The organism is Novosphingobium sp. BL-A-41-Hi4B-X5A, from assembly GCF_055521705.1.
In genome coordinates this window covers 124490-147081 of record NZ_JBVFVT010000003.1, presented here as the reverse complement: position 1 = coordinate 147081, position 22592 = coordinate 124490, and the positions used below count along the sequence as shown (strand labels likewise).

Sequence of the window (22592 nt, the reverse complement as noted above, 5' to 3'; positions counted from 1 at the left end):
CCTTTCAGGCCGCCTCGGCGGCCCGGCGGACACGCCAAGCATCATTCCAGTCCGCGTGCCGTTCCGGCAGCCGGAGCACCAGTTCGCGTCCATTGGCTGTGAGATGGGGGCGGGCTTTTTTGAGCATGGCGGCAGCGGCGGCACCGCGATCGCCATAGACGATGATACGCTTGACCCGTTCGGGGATGGCGACAAGCCCAAGGCGTTCGACCCCGCCCAGCGCCCAGGTGGGCGTTCCGAACCAGGCCATTGCTGAAAGGGCGTCCTCGATGCCTTCGGCAAGGCCAAGCTCCTCGCCGGCCGGCGCCAGACGAATGGCCGCGTCGCCGAGAAGGCCAAGGGCAATCTTCGGCTTTGGCATGGGTTTGTGCAGGATGTCGGCGAGATCGAGGCAGGTCCGCTGGACGGCGACAACCCCCAGATCATTCTCGACCGCGGCGATCATCGCCGGAAAGAACCGGCGGCGCTCACCGGCCCCGACGATGGTGCGCGGGTTGTAGCGCAGGCAACGCGGATAGGGAGGCGGCAGACCGCGCGCCGCCAGATAATCGGCCGCTGGAGATCCGGCGATGGGCTGGCTCGCCTTCCATAGGCGAAGTGCAAGAGCGCGATGGTCCGCGGCCGCCTTCGGGCGCGGCATTGTGAGCGGCTCCGCATCGTGAAGTTTGCGCCGGCGCAAAGCAGCCAGAACATCGCGCGTGTCGCAGCCGGCAAAGCAGTGGAACAGGATCGCCCGCTCGCCCAGGCGTACCGACAGGCTGGGACCATGGTCGTCATGTGCCGGGCAACGGCATTCGCCGCGCGTACCGCGCCAGATCCCACCCAGGGCTTCGACAATGGCTTTGGCGCGATGGGGAGCAGCTATGGGCATCGACTAATCCTCGGAAGTGGTGGAGCGCCGCTGCTGATTGCGCCCTCCCCTCCCCGGTATTTCACCCCGGCATGCCTTTGGGTGCCAGGATCCCGAATTCCTCGACGATGCGATCGGTTGTGTAGTGCGTCGCGCCGTCGCGTTCATAGGAGTTGTCCTTGAGCCGTCCGGCTATGCGCACGAGATCCCCGACTTGAGCCCGGTCGGCGATATGTTTTCGCTGGCCTTCGCTGAAGACGCTCACGCGGTTCCAGTGGCTGTCTTCCTGCCATTCGTTATCGTCACCCTTGCGGCGATAATTCGCGCAGACCGACAGCAGGGTGACTTTCGGCCGCGCGTCGATTTCCCCGATCCGGCCGATGATCTCGAACTTGGCGAAGTTGATCATGCACCCTCCATGCGCAAGGTCATTTGGCCGGCAGCCTATCGTGGGCGGCTAACTTCGCGTATCCCTCCAGGCGGGGGGATTGAACGATTGCTTCAGGCGCGACGCTGATCTCTTTCAAAAAATAAAAGAATCAAAACGCCGCTGCTCGCAGCGGAAGCTTTTCCGATTCAAAAGGATTCAGATTCAGGAAGCCGAAAGCACAGCATTTCTGCGGGTTTGAGCAAGCTTATCCTGACCGGACGGGGGATTTTGCCTGCCCTTCCGGGGGCGCTTCCCTGACCGATCGGGGGATGCAACCTGACCTGCTGGGGCCTTCCTGACCGTATGGGGGCCAGCTTCTTGCTGGAGTGATTCGCTCGCCATGGCGTTCGTCAGGGACTTTCTTCGGCGTCCGCGCTGCCGTTTGCGCGGGTCCGGGCGCTTGGAAACGCGACTCGCCGCACTTCCTCATGTTTTGCTGCTTCGGAGCGAAGTTCCATCCTGACCTCTTGGGGGCCGAATCCGGTGTCTATCCTGCCCTGACTTGACGCGTAAGGACAGGTCAGGCAGATTTTCTCCCACGCTGGACGAATCGGCGCAGACTTCATGGCATGGATGACGAGCAAGCCCTAGATCACGCTGTAACGCCCTCCCCCACCGGCGATGACGCTTCTCCGGGACGGGCGATGCGGGTGGCTGCCGCCCTGCAGGCAAAGGGCGGTGACGAGTTCGCCAAGCCCGGCAGCATCGTCGAGGTCAAGTTCGTCAAAGGCCAGTCGCTTAGCCTGACTGCTTCGCGTTTGCTTGCGCTGATGATTTTGACCGCGGGCGGTGATGCCTGGGAGGACCGCCCGCACAAGATGCGAAAGGCGGACATTCGCCGCGGCCACAAGGGCAATGAGCGCATCTCGGACATGCTCGAGGAATTGCACCGCACGCTTTTCGCGGTCGACGACAAGTCCTGGCGCGGCAAGAAGGCGACGCTGCGCTTTTCGCTTATCTCATCGTCGCGCGAAGAAGCGGAAGACGAAGAGGGCGCGGACGCTGGGTGGATCGAGTGGGAGTTCACGCCCGAAGCCCGAAAGCTGATCCAGGAATCGGAGACCTATGCGGTCCTGAATCGCCAGGCGGTGCTCGGCTTCCGATCAACCTATGCGCTCAAGCTGTACGAGATCGGGGCGCTACGGCTGCATAGGCGCCAGTCGCTTTGGAAGGGCGACATGACGGCTCTGCGTGCGCTGCTCGGCATTGCGCCGGACGTCTACAAGGATTTCGCGCAGCTGCGCCGCAAAGTTCTCGAAAAGGCGAAGGCCGAAATCGACCAGCTCGCCCATTTTCGCGTGGAGTGGCGGGAGATCCGCCAGGGCAGAACCGTCACCGAAATCGAATTCCGCTTTGAGCCCAAGGATGCTCCGGCCCAAATCGCGACCGTGGACGAGATCGGTCGGCACTCTGCGGGCAGAAGGGCGCGGCGCGAGGACGAGGTGGAGACCGTGGCCGTCGGGGCTGTCACACAGGCGGCGGTGGCGGCCTTGGTGTCAAAGGATAAGGCTGGGGCAGGGGAGGTCGCTTTCCCGAACGGCACGATCCGCTTCGGTTCCGATACACTTGCCGCGATCGCGCGCTCGGCGGGCGGCGGTTGGGACATCGATCTCATTGCCGATGCCTATCGCGCGCAGATGGGCGAGAGGCTGGCGAAGCTCAAGGGCGCCAAGCTGATCGCTTCCTGGACCGGCTTCTGCGAGAGTTTCCTGGCGCGGCGCGGGCGCCCCTGAGCCGAAATTGCACCGGTGCAATTTCGGGATGAACTGCCCCCAAGGGGTCAGGTTGCGAGTGTGTGCAAAAGGTCCGCGGCGCAGATTGGGCCAGTTCCGCTCTTCGGGCTAGGCCGACTTGCGAAAGTCAGCCTTTGATTGACCTAAAAGTGCAAATTGAGCTATGCCCCTTCTAGTTTCGCAAGGGGGCCTCTCTTGGCTGCATCACTCGATATTGAGGGCACGCAGGACCTGCTGTCCGTCTCAACGCTCGCACAACGGACCAGCTCTGTCCTCGAGCGGCTCCGCGACTCCGCGCGTAGTGCCCGGGCGGACGAGCGGCGCGAGCCGACGTTCCCGATTGGCAAGGCCGCGGAACTGGTCGGCCGAACCGCGGCGGCCATTCGCGAGGCCGAGAAGGACGGCCGCTTGCCGCCGCCTCCGCGAACCGAGAATAATCGGCGTGTCGGCTATACCCTGGCGCAGCTCAACGACATGCGGGGATTGTTCGGCACCCGGCCCTGGCGGGCTGCAACCGATCCGTGCTGTGTTGTCGCGGTGCAGAACTTCAAGGGCGGGGTGGGGAAATCGACCCTCTCGGTGCACCTGGCCCAATATCTCGCGATCAAGGGCTACCGGGTGGCTCTCATCGATTGCGACAGCCAGGCGTCGGCAACCACGCTATTCGGCTATGTGCCCGACCTCGACCTGACCGAGGAGGACACGCTCTATCCATTCCTGCGGCACGACGACATGGAGTCGCTCGACTATGCTCTGCGCAAGACCCACTTCGACGGTCTGGAGCTTGTTCCGGCCAATCTGCGGCTGTTCCAGTCGGAATATGAAATCGCAGCGCGCATGGCGCGGGGGCAGGGGAACCTGATCGACCGCATGGCGCAAGGCATCGCGAGCATTGCCGATCGGTTCGATGTGGTGGTTCTCGATCCGCCTCCGGCGCTCGGCGCGATCTCGCTTTCGGTGCTGCGCGCGGCCAATGCGCTGGTGGTGCCGGTTCCGCCGACGGTGATGGACTTCTCGTCGACGGCGGCCTTCCTCGCCATGCTCGATGAGACCATCGAGACGCTGGCCGATCGCGGCTTGGCGCCATCACTACAGTTCCTGCGCTTTGTGGCGTCCAAGGTCGATGAGAACAAGTCGATGCAGAAGGAACTGCTGAACCTGATGCGGACCCTTTTCGGTCACGCGATCGTCCGTACGCCGCTCAAGGATTCGGCCGAAATCGACAATGCAACGGCGCGGCTGATGACCGTCTACGAGCTGGACGGCCCGGTCACCAGTTCGGCGGTGCGCAACCGCTGCCTTGCCTATCTTGACGGCGTGAACAGCGAAATCGAGGTCGACATCCGGTCGATGTGGCCGAGCCATTTGACGCGGCTTCGCAAGGAGGGACTCGCCTGATGCGAGCAAAATTGCACCGGTGCAATTCCGGGTAGAAGGGGTGGATGATGAGCAAGAAGAACGCCAACTTCGCGGCTGATCTGGTCGCCGGAATCGACCCGGGGGCGCAAGCCCCAGCGGCGCGGCGCCCTGGCATCGGTGCGAGCGTGCTGGCGGGCCGGGAAAGCCGGCTTGCCGAATTGGCGACGGGCAGCGTCGTCTCGCGCACCCATGAGCTTGTCGATCCCGCGCGCTGCCGAATGTGGGCGGGGCATAACCGCGAATATGCGCTCCTCAATGAGGAGCGGTGCGCCGACCTCATCGAGAGCATCAAGGCGCAGGGCAAGCAAGAAATGCCCGCCATCGTTCGCCGCGTGAAGGACGATCCTGCCTTCGATTTCGAGGTGATTTGCGGCGCGCGCCGGCATTGGACGATCAGTTGGCTGCGCGCCCACAACTATCCGGATTTCCGCTTTCTCGTCGATATCCGCAGCCTTACCGACGAGGAGGCCTTCCGTCTCGCCGACCTCGAGAATCGGGCGCGCGACGATCTCACCGATCTGGAGCGCGCGCGCGACTATCTGCGCGCGCTCGACGCCTATTATGAGGGGCGCCAGAAGGTGATGGCCGAGCGGATCAATGTCACGGAAAGCTGGCTCAGCCGCTATCTCGACCTTGCCCGGCTGCCGGCGGAACTGATGGCGGCCTTCGCCCTTCCGCAGGATCTCAGGATCAAGCATGTCACCGCGATCAAGCCTCTCTTGAAACCGGAGGATCGGCGGCAGCGTGTGTTCGCCGAGGCGGGACGTCTCGCTCAGGTGCAGTCCGATCGTGCAGCACCGATGCCGGTCCCCGATATCATACGCGCGCTCGCTCTGGCCGCCGATCCCCCCAAGAGGTCAGGATCCCCCAAGAAGTCAGGAAAGCCGGAAACGATCGTGTCCGAAGGGGGGAAACCATTGCTGAAAGTGGAGGCGGTGGATCGTAAGGGTCTCAAACTTACCTTGCTCCCGCATGCCGGTGGTACGCGGGCTGAAGCGGAGGCCGCGTTGAAAGCGCTGCTCGATCAGCATTGGAGCTAGGACAATCTTCAGCGGTTCTGAGATGTGAGAGTTTTGTCTTCACATGTTGAATATGGACTGCCCAATGACTGCAGCCTTCCAGGATGACATTCGCGAGAATGAGATCATCGCGCCCCGTCGTCTGGCGGAGCGCCTGCACTTCTCCATGGCGCATTTGGCTCGCGTTGCTCGCCTGGATCGTAAGGCCATGACTCTGTATCCCTCCGCCCCGACCGTGCAGATTAAACTGGAGGAAATAGCCCGAGTTATAACGCGAGCGGCAGAACTTGCAGGCGAAGAAGGCAAGGCGGTTATCTGGTTCAAGCATCAACCCCTTTCTGGAGTTGGGAAAACGGCTGCGGAATTGGTTGCGAATGGCGATATCGATATCGTCATGGAAGATCTCGATCGTATGGCTGCCGGGGTCTATTCCTGACAGGCGTCACTCAAGGCCGAAAGGTTAGCTTGTCCGCAGGACCTTTAGGCAAATGTCTTCTTCTCGTAGACGGTGACAATCGCCCGGCCATCCCAAACGTAGCACAGGTGCCGCTCCTGTCGGCTGTTGGCGAGTAGGCGAGGGCGGAACACCGCGGCGCACTCGCCGTCGGCGTCGCGCACGCTTTGGTACACGATGCCATCCGAACCTTGCTCACGCAGGTTTCGGCCAAGCGCCTGGCCGGCGGCATAGCTGTCCGGGGCGTAGAGGGCAGGGCGTTCATCGCGCAGGCCGCGAATATCGTGGAGCATGGCGTCCAGGTCGACCGCGTAGACGCGCATGTCGAGTTCCTGCGCCGGTTCGTGGGTGTACGCCATGAAGCGGGTTCGGTGATGGCGCGTCTCGGCAACCGCAGTCTCGATGGTGCTGGCAGCGTAGAACAGCCCGAAACTGCCGTCACAGAACCGGCTGCCATCGGGATTGAGGTGGGTGAACGCTGCCATGATCGCCGACGTGCCGGGCCCCGAGACCCGGTCCTCCGGGGGGACGAGAGCGAGGTCCCCGACCTCGTCGCGAAGCCGGTCATTGGTCATCGCCTCGATCGCATAGACCGCTTCCAGGTCGGCCGGGTCCGCGACATCCTCAAACAGCGATATGGGCGGGAACCGGCTTGCGACGATCCGGTAGCACGGTTGCCACCGCACTTGCGTCGTCGCAATGGCATCCATCAGCCGCGCTGCGCGTCGATATATTGGCGCACCACGTAGAGATCGGCGACATTGCCCGAGGCCATCCGCTCGATCGCCGGGCGTCCGGCGAACAGCGGCGCCTCATTGGGTTTGCGCACCCATTCGTTGGCGGTACGGGGCAGGAGCATCTTCAGCCCCTTGTAGATCCCCATGACATAGGAGATGCGCTCCAGCGCATCCTTGGGAATCGCCGCGACGGCGCCGCGCTTCCAGGTCTGGAAGGTCGAGCGGCTGTCGAGCCCGAGAAGCTTCATCTGCTCGGCTTCCTTGAGGCCCCAGGCGTCGGCAATGCGGAAAAAGGTGCGCAGCGCCGGACCGCTCAGATCCTTGCGGCTAGGCGCTTTGGCGGGGGCGCCGGAATGGGCAGCTGTGGCCATTGGCCATCTCCTTCTTTCTCTGTCTATGTATGATATCTGTACATAACGTCAAGAGTGGATCAGTTTTCATACACGCCTAACGCGCGCGAGGCCGCGTCAGGGATGGCCAGAACTGCCGGCGAGCAGCCGGTCAATCTCGCCCATCGCCGCGTCGAACTCGGCGAGCGCTGGATGGGAGAGCGCGGGTGCGTGGTCCAGGGGTGCCGACACCCGATCCCTTCGCGGCGCTTCGGCGACCAGCAGAACCTTGCCCTTGATGCTCGCACGCCGCGCGAGGCCCGCTGTGACTAGCGCGTCGCCGATCGCATAGGTGCCGCGCCGGCTGACCCCGAACGCCGAGGCCATCTGATCGAGTCCGAGCGGCGCAAAACCAGCGAGCAGGATCCACACCTGCGGTGCCCGCGCGCTCGAGCGCAGGTGCCCCAGCTGCTCGCGCATCAGCGCCGCGCGCCGTCGCGCTTTCACGACCAGCTCTGCAAGCCGAGTAGCGCTGGCGCGGAGAGTGCGCGCTGAGACAATGGCGCGTTCGCCCGGCCAGAGCTGCGGCTGAAGCGCCTCAGCCGTCACCGCGCCGGGGCAGGGGAGGGCAAGCTGCCACGCGCCGCACGCGGTCAGCAGCCGCCCCAGCGCGGCATCGACCGCCCAGAGCGGGGTGCGCGGGGCGGCCTGCTCGATCGCCACCGCGCGCGGCCCAAGCGAGCGGATTTGCACCGCGCGCTCCAGCGGCGCGAACAGCGGATCGGCGCGCAGCAGCGCGTGGAGGCGCGCCAGACCCGCGAAGGGCAGGGGGGGCTCGTCATCCGCGCCGGCCTGTTTCACCAGCGTGATCGCTCTGCCGATCGCCTCCTCCGCCAGCGCGTCTTCGGCTTGCATCGGGCGGTCGGCCCCGAAGCGAGCGGCCAGAACGATGGTCTGCGCGGCATCGGCGAGCGGTTCCCACGGATGATGGCCGAGTTCGCCCAGCAGCGCGCGGACCAGCGCATAGGCGGAGCAGCCGGTGAGGGGCGTCTCTTGAGGGCCACGGTCGAGCCCGGCGAACCAGGCGTTGAATCGGTGTTCGGCATCGGCAAATCCTGCCTGCGCCAGGGCCGAGAGCAGCACCTCGCGCAGCAGCCCTACGCAGAACAGCCGTTTTTCGGTATCGGTGAGGCCGGCGAGGAGCCCGTCGAGCCGGCCGAGCGCCAGCGCGCATTCGCCTTGCGCGAGGGCGAGCTCCTCGGGCGGGACGTCGGTGTCGGCGGCGAGGGGATGGAAGCGCTCCATGCCGAATGTGTAGTGAATACCAAAACACTGCACAATCGCTCGGATGGTTGGTGAATGAACATGCGATAATTGCAGTTATCGCATAAGCGGAATTGACCTCTCTTTATTAGGTGAGCTACAAGGGCCGCTGAGGAGCGTGGCGCAGGATGGGCACCGAAACCGGCTTAGAAGGGTCAGAAAACGCTGTGGCGGCGCCTGAGGCGATCCTGCCAACCGTTAGCGCGCCGGCCGACCTTGCCTGGACGATCGTGCAGATGCGCGCGGGCGAGCGCATTGCCGTCAACGAGGCGCTGATCGCCGCCTATCAGGCCGCTTCGTCGCCTCACAGCATCCGCGCGCTCAAGTCCGACATCGAAGCATTCGACAGCTGGTGTCGGCGCACCAACCGGATCGCGCTGCCGGCGACGGCTGAGACCGTGGCCGATTATCTGGATGCGCGGGCGGGGAAGGGGAGCCGTCCAGCGTCGCTATCCCGGTACAAGGCGTCGATCGCCAAGATTCATCAACTGCTCGACCGCCAGGATCCGACGCCGGCGCCGCTGGTCAAGTTGCGGCTGCAGGCCGTGCGCCGTGAGAAGGGGACGGCGCAGAAGCAGGCGCGGCCGCTGCGGTTCAAGGGCCCGGTGCGCGACGTCGAGCGTGACAAGGCGCGTGGGCTCAACATCCGCGCGCTGCTAGAGAGCTGCGGAGACGATCTGCCGGGCCTTCGCGATCGTGCATTGCTGTCGGCGGCCTATGATACCGGCCTGCGAGCCTCCGAACTCGTGGCGGTGGCCGTCGAGCATATCGAGGAGGCGATCGACCCCGAGTCACGCCTGCTGCAGATCCTGCGCAGTAAGGGCGATCAGGACGGGGAGGGGGCGACCGCCTATCTTAGCCCCCGCACCGTCGCGGCGATCATGGCCTGGACCGAGGCTGCCGAGCTATCGGCCGGGCCGCTGTTCCGGCGGGTGCAGGTGCGGCGCTACAAGGCGCGCGCCGCCGTGCGCGGTCGGGCGATCGACAGCATTTCAGGTCGTGAGGCTTGGGACCTGCGCAAGACACTCTCGAAGCCTGCCGTGAAGGCGCGCGTCGAATATGACATCGGCAGCCTGGCGCTCCACCCGGGCTCGATCGGGCCGATTTTCCGGTCGATCATCAAGCGGGCGTTCGACCTCGGCGCGCTGCCCGATCTGACAGCCGAGGATTTGGCCAGATTGCTAAAAGGGATCAGCGCGCACTCGACACGGATCGGGCTGAACCAGGATTTGTTCGCGAGTGGCGAGGATCTCGCGGGTATCATGGATGCTTTGCGGTGGAAGTCGCCACGAATGCCACTGAGCTACAACCGTAATTTGGCCGCCGAAGCGGGCGCCGTCGGCCGCCTGATGGACAGGTTGAAATGACCGCGCCCGGTATCGACAGCTGCTCCCTAGCCCCTTTGTATTTCGAGGCCTTCTTTGGTGCCAGCACGGGGCGGTGCAACGGCTTTCTTAGATTGTGCCCAAGGTGTTGTCTAATCGCGAACCGCTGAGCAAGCACCTTTTCGCAACATCACTGGGCTGCCGTGGCGGGATGACAGGCAGCTGCAGTCATAAAGATCGACAGGCTCGGTACCCTGGCGCCTTTAAGGTGGGCGCTGCCAGGAGCATGGTTGTCTGCGCGGTCGACATGTTCCGCCGCATGATGGGTTTCGCAAGAGAGGCCTTCCAGTGTGGTGCGCGCATTTTGCCGACAGTAATTGCAACTGGAACGTTGTTGGACGGAATGGCCTGACCAACGTCCCGACGAGACGACCGGGCGCCGGATACCGGCGTGATCGGCTATGGTTTTTCCTTCTAGCTTCCTCGTGAACTGGTTTAAGGCTTTGCGTTTGCTGACCTGTCGAACAGCTCGCCAGTCTTCAGCATCTGATGCATTATGACTGCCAGCTTGCACGCGTCGCTCTGGTGCCCCGCAAACGAGCTGCTTCCCGAGCTCTGCGGTCTGGCTGCGCATGCTGCGCCATGCTTCGAGGATGGGCAAGATGATCCGCTCCAATGCAGCATTGGTGCTCAAAAGGCTCCGGACGTGCCCTTCAAAGACTCGTCCGGAACCCTTGGGAATGATCAAACCGAATCAGCAACGGAAGTCGATAATGCATTGCAGCGTCACTTTTGGCGATTATCTGATCCGTCGATCCTCCGTCCCGTTAGCAGGCCTTTGGCGCCCTTGCCTTCGAACTTGAACTCGAAGTCTCTCCAGGTTTTCCTCCAGCGTCGCGCCACGTATCTTTCTCCTGGTCTTGCTGCATCATCGAGCATGATAAGGCCTCCCGGTGCGATACGTTCGAAAAGGCGTTCCGCCATTCCTCGGGTAAAGGGATGTATTGACCAAGGCGGTCCATCTATGACAAGCAGATCAATTGTCTTTGGAAGGTGATGCAAGACATACCATAATCCAGGCCAGGCCTTGTCCCGAAAGTTCAGCGGAGCATGGCTGAAACTTGCCGACAGGTGGTGCTCAGCGAGCCAAATGCCCATCTGCTCAACGAACGGTTCATACTGATCGTAGCTGTATAAATGCCCGCCACCGTGAAGCGACAATGCTTTGGCGATAACCAGCGAAGTTACTCCGGAACCTAATTCCACAACATTTTTCGGTTGTCGGACTTCAATCTCATCAACAATCCTGTGAAGAAGGTAAGTGTCTGCTTTCCAGCTGCCAAGATGAGGCAAGGCGTCCTGTTCAAGGTTTATACGCTCAAGAACAGCATTTTTTTCAGCTTTGTTTCCCCCATAAAGGCTTTTCAACAGCCAAGGCCATTGGATGAGCGCAAAGAATAGCTGGAACAGGGTTTCGCCCTTTGTGCGCGCGGTGCCTGTTTCCTGCGGCATCTTTTTGGCCAGCATGCCGGTCAGATTTTTGGTCGTCAACTTTCGTCACCTTCGTTATGGATAGCAGTCCAGTGAGCGAGGCAGCAGCCAGTTACCGAGTGTCATCTTAGGCAAACCCACCAATGTATGGCGCTCTGCACAGCAAGTCGTCCGACCCTCGATGATCTGGAGCAAAATCTCTTCTCCCATGCTCGTCCCTCTAGGAGGTCGACTGGCGCCCTAAAAAGCCGAGAATTGCGGCAGAAAAGGCGTCGTTTGCATCGCCTGCGACCATATGCGTGGCATCGATTATGTCGGTATATTCAGCATGCGGCGCCAATTCGCGTAGATGTTCGACAGCGCCTTTCGAGACAAGATCACTAGATCCGCCCCTGATCAGATGAAGCGGTAGCGTCAAATTAGCGGCAGCCTTGTATAATATATTGACTTGCTGCTCCTGATGCGCGGTATCGCTGCAATGTGCAGCCACCATATTGCTAATAAATGCTGGATCCCAGTGCCAGTAATAGCGGCCATCCTCTTTATGCCGGAGATAGTGCCGCAGGCCATCACCCGCTCTGCGCTTGCGACGATGAGGCATGTAGCGCGCAATGACTTGTGCAGCTTCTTCCGGAGACGAAAAGCCAGTCTCGACATGTTCTTGCATGAAGCTGACCACCCGCATCACGCCGCCCGGATCGATACGCGGGGCTATATCTACAAGAGTGAGCGACGCGAAGCTGCCTGGGGCGAGGTCTCCTTCGGCTATCATTCCGGCAAGGCCGCCAAGGGAGGCGCCTACCAGAGCCGGTTTGCGATCCATTCTTGATGCTACCGCGACGAGATCGGCCGCAAAGTCGCGCACGTCATAGGCACCTGCGCTCGACCAGTCGCTGTCGCCATGCCCACGCATGTCGATAGCGATAGCGCGAAACCCCGCCTCGACCAGATCTTGCATTACCCGCTTCCAGGCGCGGCGAGTCTGACCCGCCCCGTGGGCAAGCAAGACGGGCATCGCCCCGCACTCGCCCTTCACTTCAACAGCCAGGCTGATACCAGCGGCTCCATCGATTGTGCGATTCTTCCCGGTCATCCACCAGTCTCGGTCTTGCAGGCCCGATTGAAGATAAACCCCTTAGTCCATTTTTGGCGTTGCCTTTGCGCCACTTCAGGACGTTGCATCCACACACGCGCGAAGAATTGAGAGGGTCGTTCTATCGTCCTGACTTCGTGCTTCACAGAAGCTGATTGCGCGCCTGTGCATGAAGACGAGGGTTGGTCCGTTCCTGAGCGGTCGATCGCGATCATCTATTTCCGTTCCTCAGTCGTGGGCCGGTAGTCAGGTAGTTTGGGAGATCCCAAGCCTTCCCGGTCAATCTTCTTGGCCGCATCGCCCACGCGTCGAACTGGTTCGCGAACGGAGCGGGCGGTTTCGGCGATTTGTTGCGCATCCCCTTCCAATTGCCTGATCCGGGGCCGTGCGTGTGCAATGGATAGGCCCAGAGACCGGGCCTTGCCTTCGGCATCATGCAAGGGCCGGCCGAGGCTGTCGCGAAGACCGCCCCGCGATGCCTCGAGCCTCAGGCGAAGCCTCTCCGCGTCGTCTCCCGCCCGAGCCATCACATTCCCTAGAGAATGGATCCTGTCTTCCTGCAGGACCTCCGCCGCGATTTGACTGGCATCGCTTTTCCAGTCCCGCGAGCGCAGCGCGAGTTGGCCAAGACGTTCCTCGATTGATCGCTGACCGGCAGGGTCCAGCTTCTTTGAGATGCTCTCGGCACCTGACGATATCTTGGCGATCATCTCGCCTGGATTGAGATCACCGCTCAGGAGACCGCCGGTCTTCACTGGCACAAGCGGGAATGGCTGTCCCGCTTGAACTGTAAGTGCCGGTTCACGCTTGTTGCTTCCCGCCAGGCTTATTTCTGCCGATCCATCGAAGAATGATTTATCGATCGACGCTGTCACGCCGCGATGGAGTAAGATGTCCTTGGTAAGGACGAACCGGACCATCACCGTACCCGGATTTGAAGGTTGGAGCCGGACCTGGGTTACTTTCCCGACGGGAACACCAAGAAGGTTGACGCCCGATCCGATTTGAACGCCGTCGACCGATTGTTTAAACTGCACCTCATACGTGGCCCCGTCAGCCTCACGCGACTGGATGAGCCACAGGGTGAACCCAATGACGGCGGCTATGAGCAGGCCGACAACAAGGCTCACCTTCAACCAGTTCGAACGCGTTTCCATGCGACCTAGAAATCCTGGAGCCGGCAGCGCGACAAATAAGCTTTGACTTTTCGCGAGATTTGGAACGTGATCATCGCCGCTTCACTCGTTCGCCAATTGCCAGGGCAATGGAAAGCACCGCCAGCAGCCCGGCGATCATCGGTTCCGAGGCGAAAAGGATTGCAGCACATATTCCCAATGCTGCGGGGTAGAGCTGGGGAGTGGCTCTGCTGTTGCGCTCATCGCCGCGCAATCGTTCAAGATCCCTGGGTGCGATACTGACGGTGATAGACCCGGTACGCGCAACTCTCTCGATCTGTCCCACCAGGCTCGGCGTTGACAAGGCGGCTCTTCCAAGCGCTGCAAATAGCTTGCCCGCTTCGCCACGCAATCGCGCAGGACTCGTTCGCTCGCGCATCAGTTCCTTTGCCAGCGGAGCCAGTTCTCGAGTGATGTCAAATGTCGGATCGATGCGCCGGACAAATCCCTCTGCTGTGAGCAGCGTCCGGAGCACCAGTGCCAGATCGGGCGGGAGCGCGAGATGAAAGTCGCGCAGTATCGCAAAGACCATCTTGAAAATGTCGGTAAGGTCAATTTGCTCCAGCAGAACATTGCTGAAACGGTTGATCAGTTCGTCCAGGGCCTCTTCCAGCCTGACACGGTCAACATCAGGGTCGCCCGCCCAAAGCAGCAGAATATCGACGACCCCGCTTGTGTCCGCCGCCGCGATCGCCAGGCCAAGCCGTACCAATTCCTCCCGGCGTCTCGGCAGAAGCGTCCCCACCGCTCCGAAGTCGATAAGCGCCAGCGTTCCGTCCTCCAGGAAAAAGACGTTGCCGGGGTGGGGATCGGCGTGGAAATGACCATTGATGACGATCATGTGGAGGATCGCCTGCGCATAGGTGCTGGCGAGGCTCGTGAGATCAAGGTCGCCCTGCCGTGCCGCCTCCAGATCGCTTGCCGCGAGGCCTCGAAACCGCTCCTGTATGTTGACACGCCTGCCGGACAACTCCCAGTCGAAGCGAGCCGTTCGCACGCCGAAAGCTTTGAGATACTCTCCGATCGTATCGCTGGCGCGAGCTTCCGCGCCGAGGTCCATTTCCCGATCGATACTTTCAGCGAAGTGGCGCAGCAGTTCGTCCGGCTTGAGTCGCGCGATCTCGGGGATGCGGCGCTCTGCGATCCGGGCGACGCGGCGCAGCAGCCGAAGGTCGGCGTCGACAATCCGCTCGATCCCGGGACGACGGACCTTGACGATAACGTCCCGGCCGTCGAGCAGCGTTGCTGCATGGACCTGAGCGATCGAGCCGGCCGCAATCGCTTCGTCTTCAAACGAGGCGAAATAGCTTTCCACAGTTCCGCCGATCGCCTCTTCGATAAGTGGTCGCACGGTGGCGAACGGCAGCGGCGGAACCCGGTCCTGAAGTTTCGAAAGCGCATCGATCCAATCGGGCTCCAACAGATCACTTCGCATTGCAAGAATCTGCCCGAACTTGACCGCCGCAGGACCGATATCTTGCAGCAGCGCAACGACTGCTTCTGGTCGAGCGCTATCAAATGGTTCCTCACCACCCAGTCTGAGACCTAGCCGGGAGGCCATTCCCTTGAGGCCATGTCGCCCGAACAGAAGCAGGATTTGTGCGAACCGCTCCCGCTCCTTCAATGCGACCGCTTCAGGCCCGTCCATCAAATGAGGATCAGCCATCGTTATGTGCCTTGAGCGTGGGGACCCGACCTTGGCGGAAGCCAGCTTGCGTTTCGAGTTGATCCACGACCTTGTCGAGGTGAAGGATCGCCCTATCCAATGCTTCCAGTTCTTCCGCGGTCAAGCTGCCGAAGGTCTTTGCCACAATGCCATCGTAGAGTGGCAGGGCCTGCTCCAGCATCGCCCTGCCTGCGTCCGTGATTTCCACGAGCTTTACACGGCGGTCCTCTTCAACGGGCGAGCGTGTGACCAGACCATTCTGCTCCAACCAGTCAATCGCCTGGGTTACCGTGCGCGGGGCCTGATCGAAGAAGCTTGCAATATCGGTTGAGCGGCTGGGTTGCTCGGCGAGATATACTAGCAGCTTAAGACGGGCCATCGATGCACCTTGGGACGCAAGGTGCGCGTCGATCAGCCGCCGCATTCTGTACCAGGTCCAGCCAAAGGCCGTCGCGAGCGCGCGCAAATGAACTTCCTGAGGTTCCATATGTTATGTCCTTGCTCAATCTTTGATGGCATGGCAAGAGGAGAGGATAAAGTTATGACTGCGACGAAGCTGACCGCTCTTGGCCTTTGGCGCGCCATTGCTCGATCGTCATCGTGAGACCCCAATGCTTGACCATGGCGTAGTTCAAGATATGCGCTGCGTGGCGTTGATGCCAGCAGCAGCCGAAATCGTCCGCTGTTCAATTCCCATGCTGCCAGTGCGATGATCGCGGCAGATTGGCATATTGACGAGGGTGGCGGCCAGACTCTGCATGTGAGCGGTGACTGGACTTCGCTTGCTTTGGGCGATGCGGAAGGGCGCCTGGATGCCCAGGCGGCCAGGAGTCTAGACGTGCAGCGTCTCGATCTTTCTGCTCTAGGGCGGATCGACACTGCTGGTGCCCTCCTACTTTTGCGGTCCATGGCTCCAGGCGCCGAAATTGACTTTGGCGAAAGAGAGGATTTGCAAAGGCTGATAGACCTTGTTCGACCTGCCCTTGAACAAGAGTCGTCCGGTAAGGCTGGCGTCACTGGTGTTCTAGGATTTTTCGAGCGCTTCGGCCGTCAGGTAATCGGGACCGCCGGTGACGCCTACCAGATGCTGGTGTTCACTGGACAGCTTATTATCGCGCTCGGCCGTACGCTTGGCAATCCTCGCCGATTGCGCATGACGCCGCTTGTCGCTTTCATGCAGGACGCGGGCATTAATGGGCTTCCGATAGTTTTTATCATGACCTTCTTCATCGGCGCGGTCATTGCGCTTGTTGGCACCAACCTTTTGACAACGCTTGGCGTTGAGGTGTTCACGATCCAGTTGGTGGGCGTGGCCATCCTGCGCGAGTTCGGCGTAGTGATCACCGCCATCCTTCTGTCTGGACGTTCCGCATCTTCCTTTGCCGCTCAGATCGGTTCGATGCGGATGAACCAGGAAACCGATGCGATGCAGGTTATGGGTGTGGACCGTTTCGATGCGCTGGTAATCCCGCGCATATTAGCCGCGCTTCTCATGATGCCTCTCATGACCTTCTGCGCGGATATCGGCGGTCTTGCTGGCGGACTGTTGGTCAGTTGGGTGACGATTGATATCAGCCCGGTCTTTTTCATCCAGCGTACGCTCGAAACGGTAGACATTAAGCATTTCTGGATAGGCATGTGCAAAGCGCCGTTTCTGGCTCTGATCATCGCTGCTGCGGGCTGTCGGCATGGCCTTATGGTCGGCGGCGATGTCCAAAGCCTTGGTCAAAATGTGACATCCGCGGTCGTCCAGTCAATCTTCATGGTCATTATGTTCGATGCGATTTTCGCGGTGATCTTCATGGCGCTCGATCTGTGAGCGCGCCTCTGGAAACCGATGCCGAAGACGTGCCCATTCGCGTCAAAGGCCTGCGCACGGCTTTTGGCGACAAGGTCATCCATGAGGATCTCGGCCTTGAGGTCAAGCGCGGTGAGATATTGGGTGTGGTTGGCGGATCGGGTTCCGGTAAGTCGGTGCTGCTCAACACTATCCTGGGCCTCAAGCAGCCCGATGGCGGATCCGTCGAGATATTCGGGCAGGACATCCGCGATCCGCAAGCGCACAGTGAAGTCGAGCGTCGGATTGGGGTGATGTTCCAGCAAGGCGCATTATTCTCCTTTCTCACCGTACAGGAAAATGTCGAGGCGCCACTTCTAGAACATACGAAACTCACACATGAGTATGTGCACGATCTTGCAAGGCTGAAGATCAAGCTTGCTGGTTTGCCGGAAGATGCAGGCTGCTTGAAGCCTGCCGAGCTATCTGGCGGAATGCGCAAGCGCGCGGGGGTAGCCCGCGCAATCGCGCTGGATCCGGATATCCTCTTTCTCGACGAGCCGACTGCCGGCCTCGATCCAATTGCTGCAGCCGAATTCGATGATCTTATCAGAACATTGCGGGATGCTCTTGGCTTCACCGTGTTCATAATCACCCACGACCTCGATACTCTGTACGCGATTTGCGACCGCGTTGCGGTTGTCGCTGACAAGAAAATCGCCGCTGTTGCAACGATCAAAGAACTTGAACGGTCAGATCACCCGTGGATCCGGAGCTATCTTCTGGGACCGCGAGGCCGTGCCGCCAAAAAAGAGAAAGAAAGCTGATGGAACGCCATGCCAACTATGCTCTGGTAGGCGCCGCCTCCATCGCGTTGCTTATCGCCACGCTTGTTTTTGTTGTCTGGCTCGGCGGTTCGGCCAAAGGAAGTGATTCTTACCAGATCGTGTTTCATGGGCCGGTCAGAGGCTTAAGCGTTGGAGGCGAAGTGCAGTTCAACGGCATCAAGGTCGGGGAAATCGGCGGAATCCGCCTCGACCAACGCGACCCCAACCGTGTTATCACGGATATCGAACTGACGCGCGGGACACCGGTCCGCGAAGATTCGGTCGCATCCTCTGAAAGTCAGGGCATCTCAGGGGTCAGCATCGTTCAAATCAGCGCTGGCACGCCGAGCAAGCCCCTTCTCAAGACCAATGATCACGGTAAGCGACCTGTCATCCCCAGCAAGCCCAACGCTATGTCTTCGTTGCTGCAAGGCGGCGGACAGGTGGTGGCAAGCGCGACCGAGGCACTGAGCCGTGTGAACAAGGTCCTGTCTGACCGTAATATCGCCAACATCGGCGGCGCCATTCGCGATGTCCGAATGACTACGGCGGAACTGGCGGCCAATCGGACCATGTTCGCCCATGCCGGTTCTGCGCTCGCCAAACTGGATCGGGCGGCTGACGATATTCAGGGCGCGGCCTCGTCCGTTCGGCAGATTGCCGATGGCGATGGCAAGCGCGCCTTCGCCGACATCTCCCAAGCGGCAAACGAGCTCAAATCGGCAGTTCATGAGGCTCGCGGCGTGATCGCCAAACTCGACACGCAAAGCGCCGATATCGGCACGACCACGATCCCTAATATCAATGCGACTATGCTGACATTGCAAGAAACAGCTGAATCGCTGGACGGGCTAATTCGCGGGATCCGACAAAGTCCCCGCGAAGCTCTGGCCAAAAGCCGGGGTACTGAACTGGAGTTGCCTAAGTGACATTATCAACCAGGAATCGGACTTTTGCACTTCTGTCGAGCGCCTTGCTGCTGGCTAGCTGTGGAAACCTGCTAGGCGGCGGCGAGCGCGCTGACCTTTTCAGGTTTGGCGTGGTTGACCCCACGCCCGTCACCGGGATGCAGGGTGCGCTCCCGACTCGCTCTGTATCTCTGCTTCGCCCCCGGTTCTCGCAGGAGGTGGAGGGCGATCGCATGCTCACCACGCGGGGGGAGCGTGCGCTCTACCTCAAGGGGGTTCGTTGGGTGGCGCCGGTCCCCGATCTTTTCACCCAGGCGCTGATGCGTCAATATGCGGCGCGGGCACCTGACGTGCGCCTGACGGGCGTGAGAAACGCCACCGGGGCATCGCATGCGCTGCAGATTGATATCGAGCGATTCGAAGCAAGGTATGCCCTAGATGGGGGTGAAAAAGCACCGCCCACTGTCATTATCGAAGGCGATGCAACCCTGTTTGATCTTTCTGATCGTCGTCCCGTCGAGGCCAAGCGCTTCTTGGTGCAGGAGCCAGCTTCCGCAAATACCACAAGTGGGATAGTCGCCGCTTTCGATCGTGCAGTAGCTCGCTCAACCACAGAATTGACGGATTGGTCCGCGGATACAGCGCGGAAGCATTCCACAGAGCGCGCGCTAGATACATCCAAGGATCGGATGGATCGCAAGCAGGAGATAAATTGATCATGAGCCTGTCGCCGATCTCAGCAACTTTCGGGCGTAATTGCATGTACAAAATCGCCATGCGCCGGATACCTTCGTAGGTATCTACGAGTTTTGTTTTTATTTGAAGGACCGACCCGATCGGAGCCAAATTAAGTAAGATAGTGAATATCGGGTTCCAGGTCTTAATAAGCGATAGCATATCGACCATGTGATAAGTCAAATCTTGCAATTCCTAATATTTCTATCCGATTAGCCAATGGAATCTGCTGCCGATTCAATTGCTATTGATTTGACAATTCAATTTATGCAATGCGGGTGATGGTGGAACGATTATCCAACAGCATCGTTACGACGTGGTCACGTTTAACGTGATGCGGCCACTTGACCGCTCGCAATCTATTCTACGGAGAAGGTACTATGCTGAAAGTCATTATGGCCGCGGGCGCGCTAGCGCTTTCAGGTTCAGGGGCTCTTGCCCAAGCTGTTTCGCCAACGAACACAGGTTCAATGTCGAGCATGGATACCGGCACGACACCGATAGCTGGACAGAATGAGCCAGCGTTTGTGATGGCTGCATCGGATGCGAACCTCTATCAAATAAAAGCGGCGCAGCTCGCCGTGACCAAGGCCCAGCGTGACGATGTGAAGGCTTATGCCAAACGTGTTCAGACAGAAGCGCAAATCGCCCAGAAAGCTCTCATGGCGGCGCTGCGCAACGATCAGCGGACGATAAAAGCGCCATCGTCATCGCTTTCCTCCGACAGAGCCGCACTCGTGAAGCTGCTCCAGAAGACGCCGCGCGGCAGCTTCGATAATCTTTATCTATCCCAGTCCGCCCAGGTACTGCAGGCGGCATGGGCCATCAACAAAGGCTATGCGCAAGACGGCACCGACCCAGCCTTGAAGCAAGTCGCGGGCACCGCCGTTCCCACACTTGAGCAAGAACTCACCAACGGGAAGGCACTTCTTCCTTCAGCATTGACCGGCGGTCAATGATCATAGTGGCGCCCGTTCTTCACGGGCGCCACTCAATGTGATCGTCATGCCCTTGTGGGCATCTGCTGTTATTTCAAGCGCGGCAACAGTGAACCCCACAGCGGTCGTGTTTATGCTTTCAACCTTGTCTTCAGGATATTTGGCGGATGATGATACTTATTTTTGCCATGGCGGCTCTTGGACAAAGCCCCGAGCAACCCGCCAGAAAAGATGAGACAGTTGACCGCGGTCGGGAAATCGTCACTCAGCCGGCGAAAGATATTGGCGCGGCCAAAACTGAAATTCCAGTTATTCTGGAAAGAGCGCAAGAAAATCCATATGGCCTCTCCGGTTTGAAATCCTGTGCGCAGATCAAGGCCGCAACCACGGAGCTCGATAGCGTCCTCGGACCTGATTTTGCCGTCGGCAACAACAAAAAAGAGAACAGGCCTGGTCGGCTAGCCGAGGCTGGAGGAAAAACTATTGTTAACACAATCATACCGTTTCGGGGCTTAGTTCGGGAGATTTCGGGCGCAGCTCCGGCCGAAAGACGCCTGGCGTCAGCAATCGACGCCGGCTTCGCGCGCCGCGGCTTTCTTCGTGGAACAGCGCTCGCACGGCGCTGTCCGGGTAGTAAAAATTAACGACGAAAGCTGACGCTATTGAATTCAATGCCGCTGTGTGAGGCTGCGCATTATCTCGTGAGCTTGGCATTGCAGGGCAATAACTCCGGCGAGACTAACAAGAAAGTACTAGCGGTCGAGACCGCCCATAATATCGCTGTCGGACAAGGTGACGGCACCCATCCAATCAAAGTGGCACGGCAATTTTCGGATGGCGCTGCTCATATCACGATAGCCCATCGTTGCGCGGATTGAACCTGGACATCGGATCTCGGCTCAGTTTTTATCGACCGTCCTGTAGGCACCAGTAATCTTCTCGCCGAAATGGTGGGCATCATGCGCGTTCAGCTTCTGTATTTGTGCCCCAGCTTAACAAATCGTTCCTCGGTATATTCTGATTCTGACGTGAAGTTGGGGGGAGCTACAGCCTGATAGGGCGGCTGATGGTTAGTACCGGTCCAGCGGCGTCGGGCAAGAGCGAATGATAGGGGCGTAAACGCTGAGGTTCCATATAATATGCAATTGCCGAGCGCCCTTTAATGCTGCAAGAGCAGAACCGCACCGCGCATCATGGGGAATTGTAATTTATATGGCGGACAAGTCGGCCACTGCTTCGGCGGATCCTGAGGGCCTCGGCGAATCGGCAGCGTCCCCGCTTAAATCGCCACGCGTTCGCCTGGCGATGCTCATTAGCGCGATCTTGCTGCTCATTGGTGGCCTTGTCTGGTACTTGGATCATCAGAACCGGGGCCGATACATGCAGGTGACCGACAACGCCTATGTTGCGGCGGATTCCGTCATCACAGCGCCCAAGATCGCCGGATATGTTGAACGGGTGTTCGTTATCGAGAATCAGACGGTTCGGCAGGGGCAGTCTCTAGCTGAACTCGATCCCCGCGAATATCGGGCGCAGACTGAACAGATTACCAGCCAGATCGAAACGGCAACGGCTGCGGGGGATACGACGCGCTCTCAGATTTCCGAACAACAGGCAACCATAGCGCAAGCGCAAGCCCAGCTCGACGCGGCGCGCGCCGAGGCTGCTTTCGCCGCACAGCAGGTTACGCGATATCAGCCGCTTGCCGCATCCGGCGCCGAGCCAGGGGAGCGTTTCGCGCAGCTTCAGACGCAGGCACGGCAAGCTCGCGAGCGAACCAATGCTGCGCATGCCGCGCTGATTGCCGCGCAACGGCGTGTCGGTACACTGAGCGCGCAGGTACGTCAGGCCCAGTCGCAAGCAGAGGCCGCGCGTGCCCAACTCAAGGTGGCGCGCGTCAACGTCGAATCGACAGTGCTTAAGGCTGCCATCAATGGCCGTGTGGGCGACCTGGCTGTCCGTGTCGGGCAATTCGTGCAGCCCGGTACGCGCCTGATGACACTGGTTCCTGTCGATCGATTGTTCATAGAGGCGAATTTCAAAGAGACTCAACTGGGGCTTATGCGCGTCGGCCAGCCTGTTGGCATCGAAATCGATGCGCTCCCTGGCGTCGAACTGACCGGGCGTATTGCCAGTGTCGCTCCTGGCACGGGCGCCCAGTTCTCGGTGCTCCCCCCCCAGAATGCGACCGGAAACTTCACAAAGATCGTACAGCGCGTGCCTGTACGCATTGCAATCGATGCTCCTCTCGAAGTGCGCAGGCTCCTTGTGCCGGGAATGTCGGTTGGAGTAACGGTCGATACGCGTTCAGCCAGAGGAGAGATGGATCGACTCCGTCAGGCCGTAAGCCGGAAGCGTTGACA

Annotated in this window: 22 protein-coding genes and 1 pseudogene; 12 read left to right on the top strand and 11 right to left on the bottom strand. The window is 60.2% G+C overall.

Going from position 1 to position 22592, the window contains the following annotated elements:
- Positions 1 to 4: 4 nt before the first annotated feature.
- Together ACZ1JY_RS20415 and ACZ1JY_RS20410 are read right to left on the bottom strand one after the other, a co-directional pair.
- Positions 5 to 871, bottom strand: a complete 867-nt coding sequence (locus tag ACZ1JY_RS20415) for a DUF7146 domain-containing protein (RefSeq protein WP_056383874.1) — start codon at positions 869 to 871, stop codon at positions 5 to 7.
- Between the two features lie 61 nt (positions 872 to 932).
- On the bottom strand, positions 933 to 1259 hold the full coding sequence (locus ACZ1JY_RS20410) for a single-stranded DNA-binding protein (protein ID WP_007688082.1): 327 nt from the start codon (positions 1257 to 1259) through the stop codon (positions 933 to 935).
- Between the two features lie 665 nt (positions 1260 to 1924).
- Between ACZ1JY_RS20410 and ACZ1JY_RS20405 the strand changes: the two genes are divergently transcribed.
- The 4 genes from ACZ1JY_RS20405 (at position 1925) to ACZ1JY_RS20390 (ending at position 5887) form a co-directional block, all read left to right on the top strand.
- On the top strand, positions 1925 to 3013 hold the full coding sequence (locus ACZ1JY_RS20405) for a replication initiation protein (RefSeq protein WP_296540277.1): 1089 nt from the start codon (positions 1925 to 1927) through the stop codon (positions 3011 to 3013).
- 195 nt (positions 3014 to 3208) lie between these two features.
- Positions 3209 to 4411 (top strand): AAA family ATPase, encoded by a 1203-nt coding sequence (locus ACZ1JY_RS20400; protein ID WP_419680967.1) that lies wholly within the window; start codon positions 3209 to 3211, stop codon positions 4409 to 4411.
- Between the two features lie 47 nt (positions 4412 to 4458).
- On the top strand, positions 4459 to 5472 hold the full coding sequence (locus ACZ1JY_RS20395) for a ParB/RepB/Spo0J family partition protein (protein ID WP_013849890.1): 1014 nt from the start codon (positions 4459 to 4461) through the stop codon (positions 5470 to 5472).
- Positions 5473 to 5536: 64 nt separating this feature from the next.
- Positions 5537 to 5887: a hypothetical protein gene (locus ACZ1JY_RS20390; protein WP_465131579.1), complete on the top strand. Its 351-nt coding sequence runs from the start codon at positions 5537 to 5539 to the stop codon at positions 5885 to 5887.
- A gap of 44 nt (positions 5888 to 5931) precedes the next feature.
- On the opposite strand, the gene ACZ1JY_RS20385 is transcribed toward ACZ1JY_RS20390, so the two are convergent.
- The 3 genes from ACZ1JY_RS20385 to ACZ1JY_RS20375 all read right to left on the bottom strand — a co-directional run bounded on the left by ACZ1JY_RS20385 (position 5932) and on the right by ACZ1JY_RS20375 (position 8276).
- Complete coding sequence (locus ACZ1JY_RS20385; protein ID WP_465131578.1) at positions 5932 to 6615, bottom strand: RES family NAD+ phosphorylase; 684 nt, start codon at positions 6613 to 6615, stop codon at positions 5932 to 5934.
- Positions 6615 to 7013 carry an antitoxin Xre-like helix-turn-helix domain-containing protein gene (locus ACZ1JY_RS20380; RefSeq protein ID WP_465131577.1) on the bottom strand — a complete coding sequence of 133 codons (399 nt, stop codon included), beginning with the start codon at positions 7011 to 7013 and terminating at the stop codon, positions 6615 to 6617. Before ACZ1JY_RS20380 ends, ACZ1JY_RS20385 begins: the two co-directional genes overlap by 1 nt.
- A gap of 96 nt (positions 7014 to 7109) precedes the next feature.
- Positions 7110 to 8276, bottom strand: coding sequence for a hypothetical protein (locus ACZ1JY_RS20375; protein WP_419680964.1), 1167 nt, complete (start codon positions 8274 to 8276; stop codon positions 7110 to 7112).
- Positions 8277 to 8422: 146 nt separating this feature from the next.
- On the opposite strand from ACZ1JY_RS20375, the gene ACZ1JY_RS20370 reads away from it, so the two are divergent.
- Positions 8423 to 9661 (top strand): site-specific integrase, encoded by a 1239-nt coding sequence (locus ACZ1JY_RS20370; protein WP_021245284.1) that lies wholly within the window; start codon positions 8423 to 8425, stop codon positions 9659 to 9661.
- 544 nt (positions 9662 to 10205) lie between these two features.
- Here ACZ1JY_RS20370 and ACZ1JY_RS20365 read toward each other — a convergent pair.
- From ACZ1JY_RS20365 to ACZ1JY_RS20340, 6 genes and pseudogenes are all read right to left on the bottom strand, one after another.
- Positions 10206 to 10373 (bottom strand): annotated as a pseudogene (locus tag ACZ1JY_RS20365) (IS110 family transposase); the annotation flags it as partial.
- Positions 10374 to 10405: 32 nt separating this feature from the next.
- A complete protein-coding gene (locus tag ACZ1JY_RS20360) occupies positions 10406 to 11170 on the bottom strand; it encodes a class I SAM-dependent methyltransferase (RefSeq protein WP_021245286.1) in 765 nt (254 codons plus the stop codon).
- Between the two features lie 160 nt (positions 11171 to 11330).
- Complete coding sequence (locus ACZ1JY_RS20355; RefSeq protein ID WP_021245287.1) at positions 11331 to 12203, bottom strand: alpha/beta fold hydrolase; 873 nt, start codon at positions 12201 to 12203, stop codon at positions 11331 to 11333.
- A gap of 215 nt (positions 12204 to 12418) precedes the next feature.
- Positions 12419 to 13360, bottom strand: a complete 942-nt coding sequence (locus ACZ1JY_RS20350; RefSeq protein ID WP_009824042.1) for an MlaD family protein — start codon at positions 13358 to 13360, stop codon at positions 12419 to 12421.
- Positions 13361 to 13430: 70 nt separating this feature from the next.
- Positions 13431 to 15044, bottom strand: coding sequence for an ABC1 kinase family protein (locus tag ACZ1JY_RS20345; protein ID WP_009824041.1), 1614 nt, complete (start codon positions 15042 to 15044; stop codon positions 13431 to 13433).
- Positions 15037 to 15531: a MarR family winged helix-turn-helix transcriptional regulator gene (locus ACZ1JY_RS20340; RefSeq protein WP_009824040.1), complete on the bottom strand. Its 495-nt coding sequence runs from the start codon at positions 15529 to 15531 to the stop codon at positions 15037 to 15039. Before ACZ1JY_RS20340 ends, ACZ1JY_RS20345 begins: the two co-directional genes overlap by 8 nt.
- 222 nt (positions 15532 to 15753) lie before the next feature.
- Here ACZ1JY_RS20340 and ACZ1JY_RS20335 point away from each other — a divergent pair, with 222 nt between their 5' ends.
- The 7 genes from ACZ1JY_RS20335 (at position 15754) to ACZ1JY_RS20305 (ending at position 22590) form a co-directional block, all read left to right on the top strand.
- Entirely contained in the window at positions 15754 to 16863 is a 1110-nt protein-coding gene (locus ACZ1JY_RS20335; protein WP_031291247.1) for an ABC transporter permease, read from the top strand.
- The gene (locus tag ACZ1JY_RS20330) at positions 16860 to 17648 is read left to right on the top strand and encodes an ABC transporter ATP-binding protein (protein ID WP_009824037.1); all 789 of its coding nucleotides are present in this window, start codon (positions 16860 to 16862) and stop codon (positions 17646 to 17648) included. The genes ACZ1JY_RS20335 and ACZ1JY_RS20330 overlap by 4 nt, the downstream gene beginning before the upstream one ends.
- Positions 17648 to 18577 carry an MlaD family protein gene (locus ACZ1JY_RS20325; RefSeq protein WP_009824036.1) on the top strand — a complete coding sequence of 310 codons (930 nt, stop codon included), beginning with the start codon at positions 17648 to 17650 and terminating at the stop codon, positions 18575 to 18577. The genes ACZ1JY_RS20330 and ACZ1JY_RS20325 overlap by 1 nt, the downstream gene beginning before the upstream one ends.
- Positions 18574 to 19272: an ABC-type transport auxiliary lipoprotein family protein gene (locus ACZ1JY_RS20320; protein WP_139114816.1), complete on the top strand. Its 699-nt coding sequence runs from the start codon at positions 18574 to 18576 to the stop codon at positions 19270 to 19272. Before ACZ1JY_RS20325 ends, ACZ1JY_RS20320 begins: the two co-directional genes overlap by 4 nt.
- 399 nt (positions 19273 to 19671) lie before the next feature.
- Entirely contained in the window at positions 19672 to 20250 is a 579-nt protein-coding gene (locus tag ACZ1JY_RS20315) for a DUF4142 domain-containing protein (protein WP_225870697.1), read from the top strand.
- A gap of 146 nt (positions 20251 to 20396) precedes the next feature.
- Positions 20397 to 20873 carry a hypothetical protein gene (locus ACZ1JY_RS20310; protein ID WP_139114817.1) on the top strand — a complete coding sequence of 159 codons (477 nt, stop codon included), beginning with the start codon at positions 20397 to 20399 and terminating at the stop codon, positions 20871 to 20873.
- Between the two features lie 568 nt (positions 20874 to 21441).
- A complete protein-coding gene (locus ACZ1JY_RS20305; protein WP_009824032.1) occupies positions 21442 to 22590 on the top strand; it encodes an HlyD family secretion protein in 1149 nt (382 codons plus the stop codon).
- The last annotated feature ends 2 nt before the right edge of the window (positions 22591 to 22592 follow it).